We start from the raw sequence: 22,657 nt of genomic DNA on the forward strand, positions 1-22,657 counted from the left end.
ATTGACAACAACATAACTACACTTGATTTAGCGTATAACCTGAGTCACGTAAGATTCTGTTCTCTTTAGATTTTCTTTACGAATCAGCTCTAAGTCGCAAAGCCACGTATAAAGCCTGTTCGACTTCTGAATTCAACAACTTTGACTCCTGAATTCTGCTGTATATTCTGAGAGCAACATCTTGAGTGGGTTCGCGTAGCGTCCGCCTTTGGCACTCTGGCTCATTTGATTTCACGCTTGTCTTGGCTATGTTTTGATAAACTCTTTTAGTGATTTCATCCACTATTACTACACATAGCACTTGGTTGCAATCACTACTTTATATTGATTTCTCTATTTTCTCACAAATGATTCTAGATTGGTATATTAGCTTTACTAACACTAAAAAGTTTTCAAATAATTTTGATAAACTGTATATTTGCTGACTTAGCTGACTTAATGTTACAGTATTGATTGTTTTTATAAAAAATTATGTAATTGTCTAGAAAACGCTATAAAAATAATTAGTTAAATGTAAAGTTTAGATGAATTTTAGGAAAAGATTTGGAATTGAGGTGCGGGAATTACTAAACTTTTGAAAATAGCTAACTGTAACAAAAGTATTCATCAAGCTTTCAGTAACTAGGTTCACTCAAAAAAGTCAGCAGATGTTCGGCTTTATTTCCTTCGGTCTTTACACATACTCGTTCTGTAATGTGAAATTATGAGTACAAATCCATCCAATTCGCTATTAACAGTACCAACTGGGCCACTAAAAATTTCAGAGTTGCCCTCTAACCGTATGGGTACTATTGGTGAACCTATCTATCTTTCTCTAGTCATTCCTACTTATAAAGAGCGTGACAACATTAAGAATGTGGTCAGCATATTGACTCAGTTACTGGATGAATCTATTCCAGGAAACTATGAACTGATTGTGGTAGACGATGATAGCCCAGACCGAACTTGGGAGATAGCACAATCCTTGACGCCAGAATATCCTCAGTTGCGGGTGATGCGACGCCAACAGGAACGGGGGCTGTCCTCAGCGGTGATTCGTGGGTGGCAAGCAGCTACGGGGAATGTATTGGGGGTGATTGATGGAGATTTGCAGCATCCACCAGAGGTGCTGATGCAACTGTTGCGTAGTGTTGAGCAGGGAGCAGATTTGGCAGTAGCCAGCCGTCATGTCGAAGGAGGCGGCGTCAGTAGCTGGAGTGTTGTCAGGCGTTTCTTGTCTCGTGGCGCTCAACTGTTAGGCTTGGTGATTTTACCGGGGGTACTGGGCAGAGTTTCCGACCCCATGAGTGGTTATTTTATGGTGCGCCGAAGTGCGATCGCCAATGCAACACTCAATCCAGTCGGATACAAAATTCTCCTAGAAGTAATCGGGCGGGGAAAAGTACACCAAGTTGCCGAAGTTGGGTATGTGTTTTGCGAACGCAAACAGGGTGAGAGTAAGGTGACATGGAAGCAATATATAGATTACATCCACCACTTAGTCCGGTTGCGGCTTTCCACAGGGCGAGTCGGACGATTGAGTAGAAAAGTCAATTTCCCCGTTGGTCGATTCCTCCGCTTTGGGTTGGTTGGCTTTAGTGGTGTGTTTGTAGATTTAACGGTGTTTTACTTGCTGCGTACTGTGATTCATTTAGGTTTAACTCGCAGTACGATTCTTTCGGCCGGAGTGGCAATCATAAATAATTTCCTATGGAATGATTTATGGACTTTTGGTGATATTTCTCAGAGGCAACGTAATCCGCATCAACGCTTCAAGCGATTCTTGAAGTTCAGTGCGATCTGTTTGGCAGGAGTTATATTACAAGCTTTAATAATTAACTTTCTCTATAATGTCTTAGGGATAAATCAGTATTTAGCTAAGTTGATCGCGATCGCAGTTGCTACCATCTGGAATTTCTGGATTAATTTGAAACTTAGCTGGCGGGTCACAGACGTGAAATAATCACAACGAGGGATTTGAGATTTTGATTTTTGTTTTTAGATTTTAGAACGAACTTAAATCTCAAACGTTGAATCTACAAATCTATTCGTGTGAGGCTCGGCAATGAGAGTTCTTTTCCAAGGTGCATTTTATTTTTACAAAAAAATTATCTCGTTGCTACCTGCATCGGCTATCCATTTTCTGCCCATAGTAGATACAAACTCTAGCTCACAACAAAAGCATTGGCATCATTGGCATCATTGGCAAACTCGCCTCCCTCCTTCGTGGGTTGGCCCCTTGCTAAACTTGATGTGGTTGCTCATCGGCATCAGCTTACGCCTAACCAACTTAACTGCAAAGCCTCCTTGGACTGATGAGTTTTCCACCTTGGTGTTTAGCTTGGGGAATACTTTTTTATCAGTACCCTTAGATCAAGCGATCGCACCTGATGTTCTGCTGTCACCACTACAACCAAACCCGGCGGCTAGTGTTGGTGATGTCATTCATAACTTAGTTACACAAGATACCCATCCACCACTGTATTTTGTGCTTGCTTACCTGTGGATGAAATTATTTCCTAGCGAAGGAGGATTAGTATCGCTGTTTGCTGCGCGATCGCTACCAGCTATAATCGGTGCTGCCTCCATTCCATGTGCTTACGTATTAGGTAGGGTAGCGTTTCGTTCGCCATTAATCGGACACTTGGCTGCTGCCATGATGGCAGTATCACCCTACGGCATCTTTTTAGCACAAGAAGCACGGCATTACAGTTTGGCAGCTTTATGGGTAACTGCTTCCCTCACCTGCTTAGTAATTGCTACACGTCATATTCAAAATCGCACACCTTTACCCATGTGGGTAGCATTTTCCTGGGTGGAAATTAATGCTTTGGGTCTTGCTACTCATTACTTCTTCACCCTTACCGTCTGCACAGAAGCTGTAGTTTTGATTTTTCTTGCTTGGCTTCAATTGCAGACCAGCACCAAATTTTCTCTTTTCTTCTCTCCTCCCTGGCGGCGCATCTATGCTGTTGCTATAGGTACTTCTGTGGCGGGTTTAATTTGGCTACCAATCTTTTTAGAGAATAGAAATCGTAGTAATTTGACCGAGTGGATTCAAGGTTCACGCGTCGGACTAGATTGGTTAAGCCCAATTTTTCAAGCTTTAGGCACATTGATTGCAATGATTTCCCTCCTGCCAGTTGAATCTTCACAGATACTGGTTGTGATTCCTTCTGGACTGGTGATGCTGATTTTCTTTATTTGGGCAGTACCAATTTTGCTGCGTGGAATCAAGATTCAACTACAGCAACCAGAAAGCCGGATTATGATTCAGGTGTTTATTGGAGTCGTGATCAGCGCGATCGTTTTATTCTTTATCTTTACGTACTTTTTGGGTATTGACCTTACTAGGGGTGCTAGATATAACTTTGTTTATTTTCCCGCGATCGTTATTTTACTAGGAGCAAGTCTGGCAGTTTGTTGGCATCCTCCCAAGGAATTGATCGGAAGAGAACAAGGGAAAAATGGCATAAAAGAGATAGGCAGATGGGGAATAAACGGGAAAAAAGCCGTGATATTAATTTGGTTAATGGGATTTGTCAGCGCAATCACAGTAATCTGCAATCTCGGCTATCAAAAATATTATCGCCCTGACTTGTTTGTGCAACTAATCCAACAAATATCCCCAGTACCAGTACTGATTGCCACCAGCCACAAAACTCATGTACACACTGGGGAAATGATGGGAGTAGCTAGGGAGTTGAAAGTTGCAAATTCATCCCAAAATCCTCTGTTTCTCCTTGCCCATCAAGACCAAGACCCAAATACTTCCACCATTGCTCTGGAAAATACTTTAAAGAAATTACCACGACCTTTTGACTTGTGGTTGGTAAACTTTCACGCCCCCTTAGCAGAAACTGTCAAAACATGCGTTATGTCTAATACTCAATCTTTGCCAAGGGTGAACGGCTACGAATATGAACTTTATCATTGCCAATAAGCTCAAAAGTGCGAGATGAGGGGACAAGAATAGGACTTACGCAAAAAACCTCTCAAACTCTTATTCCTCCGTGTCGCGCCAGTTGCTAAAGAGCGGGAACGCTAAGAGTGAACAAGTCGGGGAACCGCAAGGGCGCACTGGCTTCTCTGCATACTTTGTGGTTCGATTTTCCGTTGCTTGTGCGTAAATCCTGAAGAAGACAAGGGGACAAAAGTTAGAACTTGCAACAAGTCTTTCCCTTCTCCTTGTCCCCAATTCTCTTTGTCCCCAAGTCATCTTCCCAATGCCCTGCAAAAGCCTTGGACAAAACTTTTGAATGAGTGACTTTTAACTTTTGACTTTTGCCTTGCGGTAATGCATCTTGTGGAAGTTCCTCAAATATCGATATCCATAGCAGACTAGAGAAAGAAGAACAAAATATATCTGACACGTTTTCAAGCAGCTAAGACTGTAAGTAGTTAAGGAGGATTTATGCGTGCAGTACTGATGGCAGGCGGTTCAGGAACGCGGCTTCGCCCGTTAACTTGCGATCTTCCCAAACCGATGGTGCCCATTCTAAATCGACCAATTGCCGAACATATTATCAATCTCCTCAAACGACATCAAATTACAGAAGTTATTGCAACATTGCATTATTTACCTGATGTCTTGCGAGACTACTTTCAAGATGGTAGCGATTTTGGCGTCCAGATGACCTATGCCGTGGAAGAAGATCAGCCTTTGGGTACAGCAGGCTGTGTGAAAAACATCGCCGAACTCCTTGATGAAACCTTTTTAGTTATTAGCGGCGATAGTATCACAGATTTCGACCTCACGGCAGCGATCGCATTTCACAAACAAAATAAGTCAAAAGCTACTTTAATTTTGACCAGGGTTCCCAACCCAATTGAATTTGGGGTGGTGATTACCGATCAGGAAGCACGGATTCGGCGATTTTTAGAAAAACCCTCTAGCAGTGAAATTTTTTCCGATACCGTCAACACTGGCACTTACATTCTCGAACCAGAAGTTTTGGAATATCTGCCAGCAAACACTGAATCCGACTTTTCCAAAGACTTATTCCCCTTACTACTAGCAAAAGATGAGCCAATGTATGGTTACATTGCTCAAGGTTACTGGTGTGATGTTGGTCACTTAGATGCCTACCGTGAGGCTCAGTATGACGCCTTAGATCAGAAAGTGCAACTGGATTATGCCTATAAAGAAGTTTCCCCTAAGTTATGGGTGGGTCAAAATACTTACATCGACCAGACGGCTGTGATTGAAATCCCAGCAGTGATTGGTGACAATTGCCGTATCGGGGCAAGAGTACAGATTGAGGCAGGAACCGTAATTGGTGATAATGTGACTATTGGCGCTGATGCTAATCTCAAACGTCCCATAGTCTGGAATGGGGCATTCATTGGCGAGGAAGCAGCTCTTTCTGCCTGTGTAATTTCCCGTGGTACTCGTGTAGACCGCCGCGCTCAAGTATTAGAAGCTGCTGTTGTCGGTTCGCTTTCTACGGTGGGAGAAGAAGCTCAAATTAGCCCTGGTGTGCGCGTTTGGCCCAGTAAAAAGATTGAATCAGGGGCAATTTTAAACATTAACTTGATTTGGGGGAACACCGCTCAACGGAATTTATTTGGGCAACGTGGTGTGCAAGGATTAGCTAATATCGACCTCACCCCAGAATTCGCCGTAAAATTGGGAGCTGCTTACGGTTCTACTTTAAAACCTGGTTCTAAAGTAACGGTTTCCCGTGACCAGCGTAATGTCTCTCGGATGGTGACGCGATCGCTGATTGCTGGTTTGATGTCAGTTGGTGTTGATATTCAAAACCTTGATGCTACAGCTATCCCCATTGCCCGCACGGTTATACCCACAATGTCAGTAGCTGGTGGTATCCATGTGCGGGTACACCCCGATCGCCCCGACTACATTTTGATTGAATTCATGGATGCCAAGGGGATTAATATCTCCAAAGCCCTGGAAAAGAAAATTGAAGGGGCTTACTTTAAGGAGGATATGCGGCGGGCGCTAATTCATGAAATTGGCGACGTGTCTTACCCCAGCCAAGTGATTGACCGCTACTGTACAGCCTTTGAGAAGCTTTTACATGTTGCCACACTCCGCAACAGCCGGGCAAAAGTGGTGATTGACTATGTTTATGCTGTATCAGGGGCAGTTTTACCCCAAATGTTGGATAAATTTGGTGCTGATGCAGTAGTGCTGAATGCCAGTGTGAATAAAACGGCGATGTCAATCACTGACCGCGAAGGACTGCTGACTCAGTTAGGTCATGTAGTGGAGGCATTGAAAGCTAACTTTGGCGTCCAAGTCTCGGCTAATGGAGAACAGCTGATTTTAGTTGATGAATCAGGCTTCCCAATTCGTGGGGAAATTTTAACAGCACTGATGGTAGACATGATATTAACAGCTAACCCCAGAGGAACAGTAGTAGTGCCAGTTCATGCTTCTAGTGCGATTGAACAAGTCGCCCGCCGCCATGATGGCAGAGTGATTCGCACCAAAGCCAACCCTACAGCCTTAATGGAGGCTTGTCAGAAAAATCCAAATGTGGTGCTGGGAGGTAGTGGAGAGACTGGTTTTATTTTCCCGCAACTGCATCCGGGATTTGATGCCATGTTTTGCATTGCTAAAATAATTGAGATGTTGACTATACAGGAGCGATCGCTTGCTGCTGCTCGGTCAGAATTGCCCCGTGTAATTCACAAAACTTATACAGTACGCTGCCCGTGGACAGCCAAGGGTGCTTTGATGCGTTATTTAGTCGAAACTCACCCAGCCCAAAACCTAGAACTCATCGATGGAGTGAAAATTTGTCAACCCTACGATGACAGTTGGCTGTTAGTTTTACCAGATGCCAGCGAACCGTTGGTGCATTTGTATGCAAATAGCAATGATCGCGATTGGGTAGATGAGACTATGAGGAACTACCGCACCCGTGTCCAGGCGTTTGTCGAAAGACAACAAGAATATCAACCCGCCGAAGTGTAATTCGTAATTCCTAATACTCGCCAAAGGCGAGAAGCAAGCTACGTAATTCGTAATTTAATTTTTTAATTACGAATTACGAATTCTGTTGACCACTCGCCCAACTATCAGAAGGAAAGTAGGCTTTCACCTTTGCCCCTGTAGTGGACTCAAAGTATTAAAACTTAACTTATCCCACGACTACGAAAACATTGCTTGTCTTTCGACACGCTGCGCGAACGCTCGTTTTATTGAATTGCCGTGGCGATATCGAAGTCCTGCCGTCATTAGTACCAATGACCAAGGACGGCAGGACTTTGGAGGCGGGCGGCTATCCCTCCCACTCCTCTTGTTGGGATGGGAGGGATAGCCGATTTTCTTTGACTAAAAATATTGATAATTTCTATATATAAATTGTCCAATTTAAAACAATACCAAAGAAAAAATATAGCAATCCTAAATTATTCATCAAAAGTTAGATCCCGAGAACTTTTACGAAGTCGGGGATCTGGACACCGCGAATTTTCATAAATCAAATAGGATTTAGGACTCAATACGGTTCAGTTAGCGCCAAAAACCTTTCAGGACTTACGGAAAAACTCTCTGGAACTCTTATTCCTTTGTGTCCTTTGCGACGGCAGTCGCTCATGGGGGAAACCCCCATCGCCTTTGGCGTCTCCCTTTGGGAGAAGACCGCGCTGCCTCCCCTTTGTGGTTCGTTTTTCTTAATTTTCGGGTAAGTCCTGCTCTTAACCCAAGCGTATTGATTTAGGACTTACGCATCAAGTACGAAGTGTAGGGGCAATTCATGAATTGCCCCTACGATAAATCAAGGCTTTCACTGCATTTCGGCGTAAGTCCTGGGATTGCTATAGCTGAGTCTCCCAGAATGATTTTAGAGGGGTTCTAAATTCTTATCGAGGACATTCTGGTAAACTTTTTTCAGCGTAATTGCAATCAAAATTAATTAAAGCTTCCCTACTAGAGGTGAATGTTCTAGTTGTGTAGTATGGGTAACTTTTTGGACTTGCTTCATTTAACCAAATTTTTAAATAGTAACCACTACTATCATCGTTAGACCATAATTCATAACGGTAATTACCTCCTGATCCCTCACTATTTAAGTAATCAGCTAGTGCTATATTTGATGTAGACACAAAGCTAAATACAGTCAAAACAGGAATTACAGCTACTTTTAGTATTTGGATTAATTTCATATATCCACAAAAATTTTACTTTCTAGCTTCCTTTACCGATGTGATTTTTTAAATCAGTAATCATGAGGAATATTCTGTGAAGATATCGTAAGGCACTTAGTACAACTTTGCCCAAGTTCGTAGCGAATGGACTCAACTAGCTTTGCGCTCATCTGCGCTATACTCTCCCACTGTTGCTTGCGCGTCTCCCCTAGGAGAAGTTCAGAGCGGCGTAAGCCGCTCCGATTTCTTTGTGCGTTTAAACTTAAACCCTCAATTGGCCCATCGGTGAGAGGTTAAGATAATCTTACTTTTGTCAATTAGAAATTATGCTGAAAATTTGGGATAAACGGAAGTATTAAGTTAACTTTGTACTCAATTTGGAACGCGACAATGAATGATACGGATCAAGATTATGCGATTGCCTGCCTAACAATTCTGTTTTCGACCCCAATTTTGGCAATATTATAAGTACGATTGCTTATTGACAAATGGTATATGACCTTAACCTCTCACGAATGCAATTGGCCTAATTAAGCTACGAGAATTCTTGCTGCCTCCTCTAGTTTTCGGTTTGTTTCCTGAAATCCTTTACAAAAGTTTACTTACATTAAATCATAAAAACTTTTAGTAAGTCTGATAGTATATTTTCAGGTTTCTTGAGATAAATACTCATTAAATCAAAAACGCAAACCTGCTCAAGGGGAACTACCGGAAAATATGAAAACGGCTAAGTCTTGGAGCGAGTTTAATGCTGGCTGGACAGTGGGTAGCTGCGGAGGAGCTTTGTTTGCCTTCCTGCTGTTAACCAATAGCAGTTTATTTTTCTAAGTTGAATCAACTTGTGTGAGGTTTACGTACAGGACGAATAGCTATTATTGCATAAGTCCTTTTGATCACACAACGATTTATTTATCAGGTGTCAATATGTCAAAAAAAATTGGTTTGTTTTACGGTACCCAAACTGGTAACACTGAATCTGATGCTGAAAAAATTCGGGATGAGTTTGGTGGTGATGCTGTAACATTACATCCCATTTACGAAGCGGATACTACTACTTTTGATGAGTATGACTTGCTGATTATTGGCTGTCCCACTTGGGATATTGGTCAACTTCAGAGCGATTGGGAAGGCTTTTTCTCCGATCTGGATAATATAGATTTTAATGGTAAGCAGGTCGCGTATTTTGGTGATGGAGACCAATATGGCTATAGCGATAACTTCCAGGATGCAATAGGAATTCTAGAAGAAAAAATTTCCCAACGGGGCGGTAAAACTGTTGGCTACTGGCCAACAGAGGGGTATGAATTTGATCAATCTAGAGCTGTGAAAAATGGCAAGTTTGTCGGATTGGCACTTGATCAAGGTAGTCAATCTGAGTTAACAGACGAGCGAATTAAAACTTGGGTTGCTCAGTTGAAGAAAGAATTTAATTTGTAGAAAGTACGAGATTACATCTGTGCATCTGTGTCAACTGAAAGTGACAACCACTAAGGGATAAAGCTTTGAGAGATTGCCTGATTAAGAATCTTCGACTCTTAATCCCCACCTGATTAGTGCTATTGTCATTACCCACATTCTTGTAACAGTCAAATTGTTGCCAAACCCATAGTCTGCCTGCGATTCAAATTCTGGGCTGCATAGCATAAGTCAGTTTTAACTGACTTTAGTTAACTCAATTGAGTCGGTTGAAATGGACTTTTGCTATTAGCTTTGGAATTTCTTCCCAGGCTAATAGCAAGGAAGCAAGAGATTGAAAAGATGTGGGTAATGACGAGCCTAATTAGCGACAGAGCCGTAATAAAAGGCATTTCCACGTATAACCTGGAAATGAGATTTGTTCTGGTGTTTTAGCTGAAGTTGACACCAATAACAGATGTAATTTCTTATTCAAAATTGATGATTCAGAAATTATAGGTATGACAGGAATTTATGTCTGATTCATTTGATGTTCTGTGGTTAAATGCTAGTCCTGTATTGAAGCGTTTTGATAAACCATTACTTCAATACTTATCTGGGTATATGAGCATCGCCCAGTGGGAATACCACCAAACTAAAGATGAAGCCAGTTCCATAGATCAAGCTGTGGAGTTGCTGTATGACTTTTTAGAATGGCGCGATCGCCCTGTACATCTGGCAGGTCATAGTATGGGTGGTGCGATCGCCTTAAGCTATGCTCGTCGATTTCCCCAGAAAGTGCGATCGCTCACGCTGCTGGCTGTAGCATGTCAACCCGCCAACAATTGGCACGCTCACTATTACTTTCAACGACAACTTTTTAGCATCAGCCGTGAACTAGTTTTGGCAAGCAACGTTCGCAGTCTTTTTGGAAATCAATCGCCTCATATCACTAAGAAGTTAGTAGCTGCCTTAGATAAAGATTTAGAACAATCTCCCTCGCTACACTCTTTGTTTAAGTTGGTTTATTTACCTAAGGGTGGAGTTTCTATGCCAATGATGGTATGTGGTAGCAAGAGTGATCCGGTAGTCAACCCACCTGCATTGCATGACTGGTTAAATTGGTTTAAGCCAGAAGATAAACTCTGGGAATGCTCAGAAGGGTATCATTTTTTTCACTACTTCTATCCTCAACAGGTTGGTGAACAGATTTTGAGTTTTTGGCAACGCCACCATCCGCATCTACTGGAAGCATCTCCACTATCCCTAAGCACTTCTACATATTCATAAAGCCAGAAGGCAGAATAACCCACACCACGCTTAAAGGGACTTCCAAATAAAAAAATCCCATCCCTGCGGGACGCTACGCGAACGCTCTGAGGGCAGGGGAGCAGGGAGCTCTTAGCAGAGCGAGGAAAAGTCGTTTTGAGTCTAGAAATGGGATAATTTATTTTTTGGAGTTCCCAAAAACTAATATTTGCTTGCAGCCAAGAGTAGTTCGAGTGGTGATAGTTAGCATTGTCGCTCCACTTGTGCTGCCTATTTTTCTTCCAGCTTTGATGATTACATTTTGTAAAGACATCAGCTAAATAATAATTGTTTTCAATAAACTAAATTTGTAATCTCAATAATTGGTAATTAGCTTCAATAAGTAGCGCATGTGTAAAGAAGTCATATCTGACCACAATCGGTAACGCCTGCTGTGAATTAGAAGAAGCCTTTCTCCTTTAGGTAAAAGCTTGGGTTCTACACATGTGCTAGCTGATTTGTTGGACTCACGCGACATTTCACTGCTGAAATAAGAACTAATTAATTGAGTATTATTAGCAACAATTACTAATCAGCTTAACAATGCAGACATACGGTAATCCCAACGTCAAATTTGATTGGTGGAATGGTAACGCCCGCTTCGCCAACCTTTCTGGCTTATTTATCGGCGCTCATGTGGCACAAGCAGCGCTGACGACGCTCTGGGCTGGGGCGTTTACATGGTTTGAAATCTCTCGCTTTAATCCCCAAGTACCTATGGGCGAACAGGGGCTGATTTTGCTTCCCCACTTAGCCACCTTGGGTTTTGGTGTGGGTGCAGGTGGTCAAGTAGTTGATACTTACCCTTATTTTGTTATCGGCGCTTTACACTTAATTTCCTCTGCTGTGCTTGGTGCAGGGGCACTTTTCCACACTTTCAAAGGTCCAAAAAACTTAAAAGACGCCACTGGTCGCCCTCGGAAATTTCATTTTGAATGGGACGACCCGAAAAAACTTGGGTTTATCTTAGGACATCACCTAATTTTCTTGGGATTAGGTGCTTTACTCCTGGTAGGAAGAGCCATGTTCTGGGGAGGACTGTACGACTCGACAATTCACGATGTTCGAGTTGTCACCGACCCTACCCTCAATCCCTTGGTCATTTATGGCTATCAAACCCACTTTGCCAGTGTTAACAACTTAGAAGATTTAGTTGGTGGTCATATCTATGCAGGCTTGTTACTCATTGGCGGCGGTATTTGGCACATCCTCATAGAGCCTTTACCTTGGGCGAAAAAGCTTTTAATCTTCTCCGGTGAAGCCATTCTTTCCTACTCTTTAGGCGGTATTGCCTTAGCTGGATTTGTTGCAGCTTACTTTTGTGCAGTGAATACTTTAGCTTATCCTGTGGAATTTTATGGTCCTATCTTGGAAGTAAAACTCGGAGTTAGCCCTTATTTTGCTGACAGCATTAAGTTAGCTAACGGTGGTTACACTTCCAGAGCATGGTTAGCAAATGCCCATTTCTTCTTAGCTTTCTTCTTCTTGCAAGGTCATCTGTGGCACGCCCTACGAGCAATTGGCGTTGACTTTAGTCAAATTGAAAGGGCAATAAATGCCATAGGTAGCGAATCATAACAAATGCTGAGTTAGGAGTTAGGAGTTAAGAGCAGAGCCGGAGACGCTCCGCCTCCGGTTAGAAATTAGGAATTCTTCCCCTACTCACGACTCCCCACTACCCACTCAGCACGGGCTAAACGCTCCGCTACCGCTAACGGCACTCAGCACTTTTAAAGGTATTTAACTATGACAATTACAACTGATAGAACCTTAGCAGAAGACACAAATTTATCGTGGTTAGTGGGTAATGCCCGTTTAATTGATTTGTCTGGTCAATTATTAGGCGCTCACATTGCTCATGCAGGCTTAATTATGTTTTGGGCAGGAGCAATCACAATATCGGAAGTTACACGCTTTATTCCTAGCGTACCAATGTATGAACAAGGATTGACTTTGTTACCCCACTTGGCAACTTTGGGCTGGGGTGTAGGTGCTGGAGGTGAAGTAGTCGATACCTATCCCTATTTTGTAATTGGCATTTTGCACTTAGTTGCATCTGCTGTATTGGGTGCAGGTGGACTTTTTCATGTTTTTCGTAGTCCGGCGATTTTATATAGTGCCGGTGGACAGGCAGCGAAATTTCACTATGAATGGAATGACCCCAAGCAATTGGGTTTGATTTTAGGTCATCACCTAATTATTCTGGGTTTGGGAGCCTTTTTGTTAGTGCTAAAGGCAACGATTTTTGGCGGGATTTATGATACTAACGTGGAAAATGTCCGCCTGATTAGCAATCCAAATTTAAATCCACTAACAATTTTTGGCTACTTAGTTGGTCTGAAAGATGGTAGCTGGAATCCTTTAGGAATGGCAAGTGTTGATAACTTAGAAGATGTCATAGGTGGTCACATTTGGATTGGCTTTATCTTAATTGCTGGTGGGGTATGGCATATTCTTGTACAGCCTTTTACATGGGTAAGACGAATTTTGCCAATTGAAAATGGTGAAGAAATTCTTTCTTATAGCTTGCTGGGTTTAGCTTTGATGGCTTGGATTTCTGCCGTGTTCGTGGGATATAACACGACAGTTTTTCCGAGAGAATTTTACGGTTATGAACGTCTAGGATTGGCAAATATTCAGTTCTTCCTTGGTGTAGTAGCCTTCTTGGGTTTTGTTTGGCACTATTGGCGATCATCGCATCAAGCTAATAGTTAATTAGATTTCGCTCAACCTTAGCTAAATAAAGTCCTATGCCTGCCGTTAACAGCAGTGGACTGCGGGCATTTTTTTAGAATTTTTCTGAGGATAACTAATGTTAAGTATGATTTTGTGCGCCTTTTGCACTTGGACAATAATGATTCTATTTATTGGTAGTGTCTGGTTAACCCTAAAAAAAGGGATAATTCATTTAAAAACGCTGCATGAAATTCCCTGTTCTGGTTGCGAATATTTCACCAACGACTACCGCCTTAAATGTACTGTACACCCAAAAAAAGCTTGTTCTGAGGATGCGATCGCCTGTATTGATTTTGAGCCTAAAACTTCTGCCTGTAATGCTTGCCAAAAGGGACGGCGAAAGCTTTGTTAAATTTATTTGATTAATTGTTGAGTAAAATACAAGAGTGCGATCGCTAATTAAAGTAAAGATTTTTTGCTATCAGGCACTACGACTCGACTTATAGTTAGGAATAGTCCCGAAAAAACGACTATCACGACATGGGGTTAAGAGCGCCAAAAGTAGAGCATTTAGCCCCTGATTAAGTTGGTGCAGGTAGGTTGAATAGGGTGTGGTGCGTGTAGTAAGTAGATTTTGAGTCGGTTGTTACTTCACACTATAAAATAATCATTTAAAATACTATACGACTCATATGTGATTTTTGAAATATACGTAGGGTGTGTGTTTGCCGGGAGTACAGCACCAAAACCTTCGGGTGGTGCGTTATCGAAGCCGTAACACACCCTACAGATACTTGGATTTTTTCATGCAATCAAATCAATCCGATTGCTATATTGCTGAATTAAGTTACATAATTCAACAAACCTGCTTTATGATTATGTTGTGAGCCAATAAAAGCCATTCAACCTCTCGATAAGTCTTTACTACTTTACTTAATCCTCGCCTTCTGAGACAAAAAGATGAAAACCCCTAACACAGTAGAAGACATAATCACTCGTCGAATTGACAGTAGCGACCGTGATGTCTTTGTGCGTAAGGATTTTGTAGACATTGCTAGCTACACTCAAATTGGGCGTAGTCTTAAGGAATTAGTAAAAAAAGGTAAAATCGTTAAAATCGGTTACGGGCTTTACGCTAAAGCTGCATTTTCTCCTTTGTCAAAGCGTATAGTTCCCCGTAGAGGGTTACGTGAACTAGCTACTGAAGCTCTAAAGAAACTACAAATAGAGGTTGTTGCATCAAGCTACGATCAAGCTTATAGTCAAGGACGTACAACGCAAGTTCCAACCGGGCGAGTTGTTGGCGTTAAAGGACGTGTTTCACGTAAAATTGGTTACGAGGGCTTTACAGTCTTTTATTGCTCAAGGAATGGATCAATCACCAGAAGTTCCTTTAATAGCTTGTGTTTCACCCATAGAAACAGCAGCAGAGAAATTAAGTGCTTTAACTTGGCGAGTGTTATCTAGAAACAGAGGTAGTGAAAAAGATGATCCATCTCTTATTCGCCATTTATATGATTTAACACCATTACGAAGCTTAATTTTTAAATATTCAAATTTTTCTGATTTAGTCGTTAGTGTGATAGCAGAAGATATAGAGCGCCGCAGAAAAAAAATTAAATTGGCTAACTCCGAAATAGAATTGTTGCAAGAAATGGTGCTAACGCTAGAAAATGATTCTTTGTACGGTAATGAATACCAGCAATTTGTTACAGGAATGTCTTACGCCGTAGAAGACGAATGTCCCACTTTTAGTGAAGCTATAGACGCTGTTAAAAGCATAATTAGTATAATTAAATGAAAAAAATAACATTTTAGTTGAACGTGACACTCGACACTATTTAACAATAAAAATCTTATTTTTTGAATGCACTATATAGTTTTGAATTCATCTATTTTATTTTTTATAGCATTATAAGCTTCTTCTTTTGTTGATAAAAACTCTCCTAAAAGAATTGAGTTATAATTTCCTTTACTATTCTCTTTTGTAAAATCTAAAATACTATAGCAAAGTTTTTGAATTGCTATAGAACTCCAATCTTTATCAATTGAGTCAAGAGAAACTATGATAGTCCATCCTTTATAATGCGCCATATGGTTATTATAGATATGCCCAATATTTCCTTCAAACTCTATTAGCTCATCTTCTTCCCACTCTTCAGGCTCTAGTTCTTTATAATCTTGTTTGTTTAAATACTTTTTAAACTTTTGCAAATCATTTTCGGAAGTAATGCTCATACAATTTCTCTGAAGCAAGAAATTATTAGGTAGATAGGAAAGATAATCACCTGTTTGAGGATCATAATTATGTATAGCAATTTCTCTATTCTTAAAAATTCTCAGATCCAGAGGTTTTTCTGCAAAAGGATTTACAAGGATATGTAAACCATCTACAACAGTTTCTTTATAGTCTGGTCTTAATTTTAGGAATGGATAAAGTCCGGCTTCATTGTCCGATTGAATTGCTCGACAGCCGTGAAAGAATACTGGGTATTTACCATTTAGGGTTAAAGCACGTACCTTACAGAAGGTGGCTCTATTGTTAAAGATTACTGCACTTACCTGCTTTAATTTAGCATTAGTGAATAATCCAACATTAATATTAAAACCAGGCTTTTTTTGAACTCGATAGTTAAAAGATTCTCCAATTATAGTAAAGTTTCCATTTGAATTTTTTCTCAAAAGAACTTCCTCATATCCGTAAAGTACTCTGACAATTGCTAGAGAATCTTGCAAGAAAAAGAATGGTTGGTCAAAGGGAGCAACACATATTACAAATGGTTTATTTTTAACATGAGGAAGCTTAGAGTATAACTTACGGTATTTTTGAAACTTTTTATTTATAGAGAATTCAAGCCTAATTGCTGATAATCTTAGTATGTCTTTTGTGCTAGTTTTTTCTAACAAATCGTAATCTTTTTCCCATTCTGGTCTAAATCCTTCAGGATGGCTTGTTATTGCGGCTTCAGCAATAAAATCACCATAGGGTGAACTTACTAGAAAATCTGGAGTTTCATGTGAAGTATCTACACTACATCCGAGTTCTTTAAAACAGGCAAATAAATATATTTCCCAAAAAGCAGAATTAAACTTTGTTTGAAATTCTTCTACAAGCTGTCCATTCCGATCTATAAATCCATCAGCCCAACTTTTAATAACTTCAATCTCAGGTTCGCAAAATCCTGGTTCTGTAATGTAGAGAAAATGCTTATGTCGCTTCTCTGGAGGAACAATAGGTGTAAATAAATCCATATATATATGAAAAAATTACTTCTGAAGCTGTATAAAAAAACTAGTATACACTGATTTTATTTAGACCTAACCGAAGTGTAAATTAAAACCAATACTTTTATGATATAAGCAATAACCCTAAGTTTAACTAACTAACTCAAGGCATAAGTTATGAAATTTTTTACTCCAACCAGACATGATATGAGTCCTCACTAGAGACAGGTGCATTGGTCACTGTTGATCAAACCCAATCCAGAGTGCATATTCTACCAATTAGGCGCGGATAGTCTTAAGGAAATATCGCTAACTCAGTTTCTGGGTCAAAAAAGTGAATTTTTTCTAGATTTAGCGATAACCAAAGTTGTTCGCCAATTTGGACAAATCGCTCTGGTGGTATTCGCACTTGTAGATAATTGCTAATAGATTTAGGTTGAGAACCCGGTTCAGCAATCCTAACAGATAGAAAGGAATCGTTACCTAAATTCTCTACTAAATCCACTTGCACTGGTAGATTTTTAGTGGCAGGTAGACTCAAATTTAAGTGTTCTGGACGAATACCTAAAATTAGAGTTTTCCCATCATATTTTTGTAAAGCTTTTCCCCAGACTTCGGGCAGGGTGAAACGAAACTGGGAATGAGTAATCAACTGCGGGGCATGAAATTCTACAGAAATAAAATTCATTGGTGGTGAACCAATGAATTCTGCGACAAAAAGGTTGGCAGGACGGTTGTAAAGTTCTAGGGGAGAAGCAACTTGCTGAATTTTACCCTCAGACATAATTGCAATGCGATCGCCCATTGTCATCGCTTCTGTTTGGTCATGGGTAACGTAAATTGTCGTTGTCCCCAGTTGGCGCTGCAATTTTACAATTTGGGCGCGGGTTTCCGCCCGCAATTTGGCATCTAAGTTAGAAAGCGGCTCATCCATTAAAAACACTTGGGGGTCACGCGCGATCGCCCTTCCCAATGCAACCCGTTGTCTTTGTCCCCCAGATAGCTGCTTGGGTAAGCGATTCAACAATGTTTCGATTTGCAACAGTTGGGCAACACTACGCACCTGCTCATTCACCGCCCGTTCTTTGTCAGAAATGTAGCGCAGTCCTTTAGGTAACTTTCTTGTCGCCCCCACAAAAAGATTTTCAGCCCACGTCCGAAGATAAAGAGTATTTTCTCCTCTGCTCCTCTGCTCCTCTGCTCCCCTGCTTTCCCTGCGACGTAACCCAAAGGCGATGTTGTCATACACCGTCATGTGGGGATAGAGGGCGTAATTTTGAAACACCATTGCAATGTCGCGTTCCTTGGGTGGTAGGTCATTGATCAAGCGATCGTCTACCCAGATATTGCCGCCAGTCATCACTTCTAACCCAGCAATTAACCGCAGCAGGGTGCTTTTACCACAACCGGAAGGGCCCACCAACACCATAAATTCACCATCTGCGATCGTCAGGTTAATCCGTCGCAAGACGTTGACACTTCCTGCACGCTCTTGCACTGCATCAGTTTTATCCCCAAGCGTGAGGGGAGATTGGATTTGTGAAGTCACACTTTCCCCTTTACGCGAGGAAAAACTTTTATAAACGTTTTCTAAAATAACTTGGGACACAACTAGTTAATTATTGTCATTGGGCATGGGGCATTGGGCATTGGGCATTGGACAATATGACTAATGACTAATGACTAATGACACTTTAGCGCTCATAATAATACACGTTCAGGGTAAATACGAAAAGTTAAAAAACAGCTTGCACTATTAAAAGCAAACTATTCTAAATTTTAGGGCTGTCAAGAGGTGTTGTTATGACTACCGATATACCTAAAAATCTTTCCCAAGACCCAAGCGTTAACCCTGTCCATGACATTGTAGACGTACAAACCACAGATTGTTGCATTGTGGGTGGGGGGCCAGCAGGAGCAGTATTGGCGCTGTTGTTAGCGCGTCAAGGCATTTCTGTGATGCTGCTGGAAACACACAAAGACTTTGATCGCGACTTTCGTGGCGATACGATTCATCCATCGGTGATGGAAATTATGGAGGAATTGGGACTAAGTGCAGCTTTGCTAAAACTCCCCCATGCTAAGATGCGCCAAATTAGTATTCAAACTCCTCAAGATACTGTCACATTCGCAGATTTTAGTCATCTGAAAACCCATTATCCCTACATTACAATGCTTCCCCAGGTAAAATTCCTGGAGTTCATTACCCAAGAAGCACAAAAATATCCTAGTTTCCATCTGGTGATGGGTGCGAATGTGCAGGAATTAATTACCGAAAATGATGTGATTCAAGGTGTCCGCTATCGAGGAGGCGGTGGTTGGCATGAAATTCGGGCAATACTGACAGTTGGTGCAGACGGTCGCCACTCACGTTTACGCCATCTGGGTGAGTTTGAGTCGATCGAAACTTCGCCGCCAATGGATGTCCTCTGGTTTCGCCTACCGCGTCAGCCAGAAGACACAGAGGGAGGAGTAGGGCGCTTTGGTCAAGGTAAGCTAATCGCTATGCTTGACCGTGGTGATGAGTGGCAACTTGCCTATATTATTCCTAAAGGAGGCTATCAACAACTGCGGGCTACGGGTTTGGAGGAATTAAAAAAATCTTTTGTGGAAGTAGTGCCAGAATTCCAGCAACGCATCCAAAATTTACATGATTGGTCACAAATAGCTCTTCTCTCAGTGGAGTCCAGCCGTGTCAAACGCTGGTATCGTGAAGGTTTGTTACTCATCGGTGATGCAGCTCATATAATGTCCCCCGTTGGTGGAGTTGGCATTAATTACGCGATTCAAGATGCTGTAGTTGCGGCGAATATACTCAGCAAACCGCTCAAAAACCGAGAAGTACAACTTAACGACCTAGCAAAAGTACAGCGTCAACGCGAGTTGCCTACACGTATCATTCAGGCGTTTCAAACTTTTATCCAAAAGCGGGTATTGACCCCGGTTCTCACCTCAAATCGCACCTTTGTACCACCTGCGTTTTTGCGCTTACCCATCTTGCGCGACCTACCAGCCAGGTTAATTGCGTTGGGTGTTTTTCCAGTTCACGTCAAAACTTAATTTTTGCTGAGAATTTTTGATATTCCCTCAATAGGTGGTACAATTATACTACTCTATGCAGAATTGAATGCTCAATTTAGTCAAGCGAAGGTAGCGAGTAGCATACTTAATGCTGTTCAAAGCGATCGCTTGGCTTTTATGCTAGAAAGGACTAAAAATCAGAGTGGATGTAGAAAATTTGTTCAAACATTATTAAAAAATGCAAACAATTAAACATATCTAGATATTAATTGACACTACATAGAAAAACCCCTCTTTTTCAATCAGTACTTTTTGCAGTCAGGAGTAATTTTAATGAACAGCTGCGTTTTGATGGCGGAAATTGTTAACGAGCCGCAACTCCGCTATACAGCGGATAATCTAGGAGTCACAGAAATGCTAGTGCAGTTTCCCAATTCCCAGAAACCAGAAGATCCGCCAGCCACCCTGAAAGTTGTCGGCTGGGGGAATTTAGCCACAGAAATTCAGCAAAACTACCACCAAGGCGATCGCGTCATTCTGGTAGGACGTTTAAGTATGAATACTGTTGATCGTCAAGAAGGTTTTAAAGAAAAACGCGCAGAATTGACAGTGCAACAAATTCAATCTGTTGGAGGTAGTTTTAATACTGATCCATTGCCCTCAGCAACCGTAACTCCATCATTCACTGAAACTGCTCCCCGACAACCATCTTCAGCATCCCGTCCTCCCCAGAAAGACGTTCCCAGTTACGAGTCACCACGGGGAGCACCTACCCCAGCGACAAATCCTGTTGGCGTTACTCCCCAACCGACAAGTTACGAACCCGTACCTCAACCTACAAATTATGAGCGAACCACTTATCCAGCAGTGAAAGAGGAAGAACCAGATCCAGATGATATTCCGTTCTAAAGTTGGTAGTTGAGCGTGTATTCAATTTGCTAACTAAACATTACGATTAGACAATTTCTGCAAATAGCTATCCTTGAGGATGTGCTATTTTTTTTGTCTGCGTTTGAGAGATCGCTGACTTTTGCTATCCGGCGAGTCATGGATAGAGAACGATATACTAGACTTCTTGCAAAAGTCAAAAATTAGGAATGTCATTTTGAGCGGAACATAAGGGATAGAAGAATTTAAGCAGATGTTTTGCTCCCCTCAAAATGACAATTGAATTAGTTCTACGGATCTAATTGCGGATTAACTTCAAAAGGCTTACGATTGCGTGCCATTAGCCCTTCCCATCGCATAATCACTATGCTGCCTCTTTCTTGCTGTTGTTTTGCCCATAGCGATAATAAATCAAGGCAAGAGTGGTCTATGTAAGCCAGGTTTTCTAGATGGACATATAAGTTCTTTTCTGGTGGCACTTGTTCTAGAGTTTTCGCCAGTTCTGGTAACCTAACAAAAGTTGCTGCTCCCTGTAGATAAATATCTACTTGCTGATGATTTTCCTCATTTTCTACAACTTGGATACTCAGTTGGGACATTTTATAAATTAGGGTGCATGAGGTGAGAACGATACCAATTAGCACACCTGAAAGAAGGTCGGTGGTGACAATTCCTATGAGAGTGGCGAAGAATATCGCCATAGGTAAACGACCATAATTTCTTAACTGGCGAATGTGTTTTACCTCAATTAACTTGTAGCCTGTATAAACTAGAATCGCCGCCAAGCAAGATGTCGGAATCAACCTCAGTAAGCTAGGTGCAGTAACCACTAAAACTAACAGCCATAGGCCATGAAGTATTGCAGATAATCTCGTTTTTCCGCCTGCTTCTACGTTGACAGAACTACGAGCAATAACTCCTGTCATTGGCAAAGCGCCTAGAAAGCCGCAAACCATGTTGCCAATCCCTTGTGCTGCTAATTCCCGGTCAAAATCACTTCTTGGCCCGGTTTGCAGTCGATCAACTGCTACTGCAGAGAGTAAACTTTCCGCACTGGCAATAAGTGCGATCGTGAATGCTTGTAGCAGAACTGGTGCATCTAGAAGGCGTGGTAAGCTAGCAAAACTTGGTAGTTGAACTGCTTGGAGCAAGTTTGTTGGTACGTCAACATAGTTAACTGGTAAGTCAAATACTGTAGCAAGGGTAGTAGCTAAAACTACACTTATGAGAGCACCAGGCAACAGTTTCAAACGGCGCGGCTTAAATTTATCCCAGAGGATCATAATTGCGATTGTCATTATACCAAGTAGCCCTGCAATCTCGTACAGGTATCCATCCTGGGGGGTGACAGCTTTCTGGATAGCACTAGGAATTGCCAGTAAATTATCTAGCCCATGTGTATGAGGTGAGTCATCTAACATGACATGAAACTGGGAAGCGATGATTAATATCCCAATACCTGCTAGCATTCCGTAGATAACGGCGGGAGACATAGCGCGAAACAACTGGCCTAGTCTAGATATACCTGCCAAAAATTGGATCAGACCTGCTAATACCAGAATTGGCCCGACCATTCCAATGCCGTATTTTTGAACGATTTCTACAACAACCACTACTAATCCGGCTGCTGGCCCACTCACTAGCAAAGGAGAACCAGAAATAGAACCGGCAACAACTCCACCTACTATTCCGGTGATTAAGCCGCGTGCTGGAGGAACACCAGAGGCGATCGCTATACCCATACACAGAGGAAGAGCGACAAGAAACACGACAAACGATGCTGATATGTCCTTGGTAAATGAGGGTTTATCTCTACTCATGTTTATCATTAGTTAATCAATCCTTAGATAAAAACTCTTCATTCTCGACATATTCAATTAACCGTAACTATCTATGTATTAACTCAATTTGCTAGTTATCAGAAAGTGCTTTTTTATTATAAGTACAAAATTTATGTTCTTGGTATTTAACAGTATTTAATTCAGAAGTATGTGTTTTTTTATACTCTTATAATCATTAAATAGCAATTTAAGTTGTTAGAGTCTGC

General features: G+C 41.5%; 16 protein-coding genes and 1 pseudogene. 13 read left to right on the plus strand and 4 right to left on the minus strand.

What is annotated here, in order from left to right:
* The first annotated feature begins 703 nt into the window (after window positions 1-703).
* The 3 genes from V7L29_RS27115 to V7L29_RS27125 all read left to right on the plus strand — a co-directional run bounded on the left by V7L29_RS27115 (window position 704) and on the right by V7L29_RS27125 (window position 6,922).
* On the plus strand, window positions 704-1,942 hold the full coding sequence (locus V7L29_RS27115) for a glycosyltransferase family 2 protein (protein ID WP_334737389.1): 1,239 nt from the start codon (window positions 704-706) through the stop codon (window positions 1,940-1,942).
* Window positions 1,943-2,044: 102 nt separating this feature from the next.
* On the plus strand, window positions 2,045-3,922 hold the full coding sequence (locus V7L29_RS27120; protein ID WP_334737390.1) for a glycosyltransferase family 39 protein: 1,878 nt from the start codon (window positions 2,045-2,047) through the stop codon (window positions 3,920-3,922).
* Between the two features lie 471 nt (window positions 3,923-4,393).
* Entirely contained in the window at window positions 4,394-6,922 is a 2,529-nt protein-coding gene (locus V7L29_RS27125; RefSeq protein ID WP_334737391.1) for a mannose-1-phosphate guanyltransferase, read from the plus strand.
* 890 nt (window positions 6,923-7,812) lie between these two features.
* Here the strand turns inward: V7L29_RS27125 and V7L29_RS27130 are convergent.
* On the minus strand, window positions 7,813-8,115 hold the full coding sequence (locus tag V7L29_RS27130) for a hypothetical protein (RefSeq protein WP_334737392.1): 303 nt from the start codon (window positions 8,113-8,115) through the stop codon (window positions 7,813-7,815).
* Between the two features lie 678 nt (window positions 8,116-8,793).
* Between V7L29_RS27130 and V7L29_RS27135 the strand changes: the two are divergent.
* The 8 genes and pseudogenes from V7L29_RS27135 to V7L29_RS27170 all read left to right on the plus strand — a co-directional run.
* Window positions 8,794-8,925: pseudogene (locus V7L29_RS27135) on the plus strand (photosystem I reaction center subunit XI); the annotation flags it as partial.
* A gap of 96 nt (window positions 8,926-9,021) precedes the next feature.
* Entirely contained in the window at window positions 9,022-9,534 is a 513-nt protein-coding gene (gene fldA, locus V7L29_RS27140; RefSeq protein WP_334692453.1) for a flavodoxin FldA, read from the plus strand.
* A 492-nt stretch (window positions 9,535-10,026) separates the two neighbouring features.
* On the plus strand, window positions 10,027-10,782 hold the full coding sequence (locus V7L29_RS27145) for an alpha/beta fold hydrolase (protein WP_334692452.1): 756 nt from the start codon (window positions 10,027-10,029) through the stop codon (window positions 10,780-10,782).
* Between the two features lie 561 nt (window positions 10,783-11,343).
* Entirely contained in the window at window positions 11,344-12,378 is a 1,035-nt protein-coding gene (locus tag V7L29_RS27150; RefSeq protein WP_334737393.1) for a chlorophyll a/b binding light-harvesting protein, read from the plus strand.
* Window positions 12,379-12,546: 168 nt separating this feature from the next.
* Window positions 12,547-13,515, plus strand: a complete 969-nt coding sequence (locus V7L29_RS27155; protein WP_334737394.1) for a chlorophyll a/b binding light-harvesting protein — start codon at window positions 12,547-12,549, stop codon at window positions 13,513-13,515.
* Window positions 13,516-13,612: 97 nt separating this feature from the next.
* The gene (locus V7L29_RS27160) at window positions 13,613-13,888 is read left to right on the plus strand and encodes a hypothetical protein (protein ID WP_334737395.1); all 276 of its coding nucleotides are present in this window, start codon (window positions 13,613-13,615) and stop codon (window positions 13,886-13,888) included.
* A gap of 548 nt (window positions 13,889-14,436) precedes the next feature.
* Window positions 14,437-14,943 (plus strand): DUF6088 family protein, encoded by a 507-nt coding sequence (locus tag V7L29_RS27165; RefSeq protein ID WP_334737396.1) that lies wholly within the window; start codon window positions 14,437-14,439, stop codon window positions 14,941-14,943.
* The gene (locus tag V7L29_RS27170) at window positions 14,846-15,277 is read left to right on the plus strand and encodes a nucleotidyl transferase AbiEii/AbiGii toxin family protein (protein WP_334737397.1); all 432 of its coding nucleotides are present in this window, start codon (window positions 14,846-14,848) and stop codon (window positions 15,275-15,277) included. Before V7L29_RS27165 ends, V7L29_RS27170 begins: the two co-directional genes overlap by 98 nt.
* A gap of 71 nt (window positions 15,278-15,348) precedes the next feature.
* Here the strand turns inward: V7L29_RS27170 and V7L29_RS27175 are convergent, their stop codons facing one another.
* Both V7L29_RS27175 and V7L29_RS27180 read right to left on the minus strand, forming a co-directional pair.
* Window positions 15,349-16,728, minus strand: a complete 1,380-nt coding sequence (locus V7L29_RS27175) for a hypothetical protein (protein ID WP_334737398.1) — start codon at window positions 16,726-16,728, stop codon at window positions 15,349-15,351.
* Between the two features lie 268 nt (window positions 16,729-16,996).
* Window positions 16,997-18,310: an ABC transporter ATP-binding protein gene (locus V7L29_RS27180; RefSeq protein ID WP_334737399.1), complete on the minus strand. Its 1,314-nt coding sequence runs from the start codon at window positions 18,308-18,310 to the stop codon at window positions 16,997-16,999.
* A gap of 194 nt (window positions 18,311-18,504) precedes the next feature.
* Here V7L29_RS27180 and V7L29_RS27185 point away from each other — a divergent pair, with 194 nt between their 5' ends.
* Window positions 18,505-19,761, plus strand: a complete 1,257-nt coding sequence (locus tag V7L29_RS27185; protein ID WP_334737400.1) for an FAD-dependent oxidoreductase — start codon at window positions 18,505-18,507, stop codon at window positions 19,759-19,761.
* A 294-nt stretch (window positions 19,762-20,055) separates the two neighbouring features.
* Window positions 20,056-20,631 (plus strand): single-stranded DNA-binding protein, encoded by a 576-nt coding sequence (locus V7L29_RS27190; protein ID WP_334737401.1) that lies wholly within the window; start codon window positions 20,056-20,058, stop codon window positions 20,629-20,631.
* Between the two features lie 269 nt (window positions 20,632-20,900).
* Here V7L29_RS27190 and V7L29_RS27195 read toward each other — a convergent pair whose 3' ends face one another.
* Window positions 20,901-22,430 (minus strand): SulP family inorganic anion transporter, encoded by a 1,530-nt coding sequence (locus V7L29_RS27195; RefSeq protein ID WP_334692439.1) that lies wholly within the window; start codon window positions 22,428-22,430, stop codon window positions 20,901-20,903.
* Between the last annotated feature and the right edge of the window lie 227 nt (window positions 22,431-22,657).

Origin of the sequence: Nostoc sp. (genome assembly GCF_036916575.1) — a bacterium.
Classification (GTDB): domain Bacteria; phylum Cyanobacteriota; class Cyanobacteriia; order Cyanobacteriales; family Nostocaceae; genus Nostoc.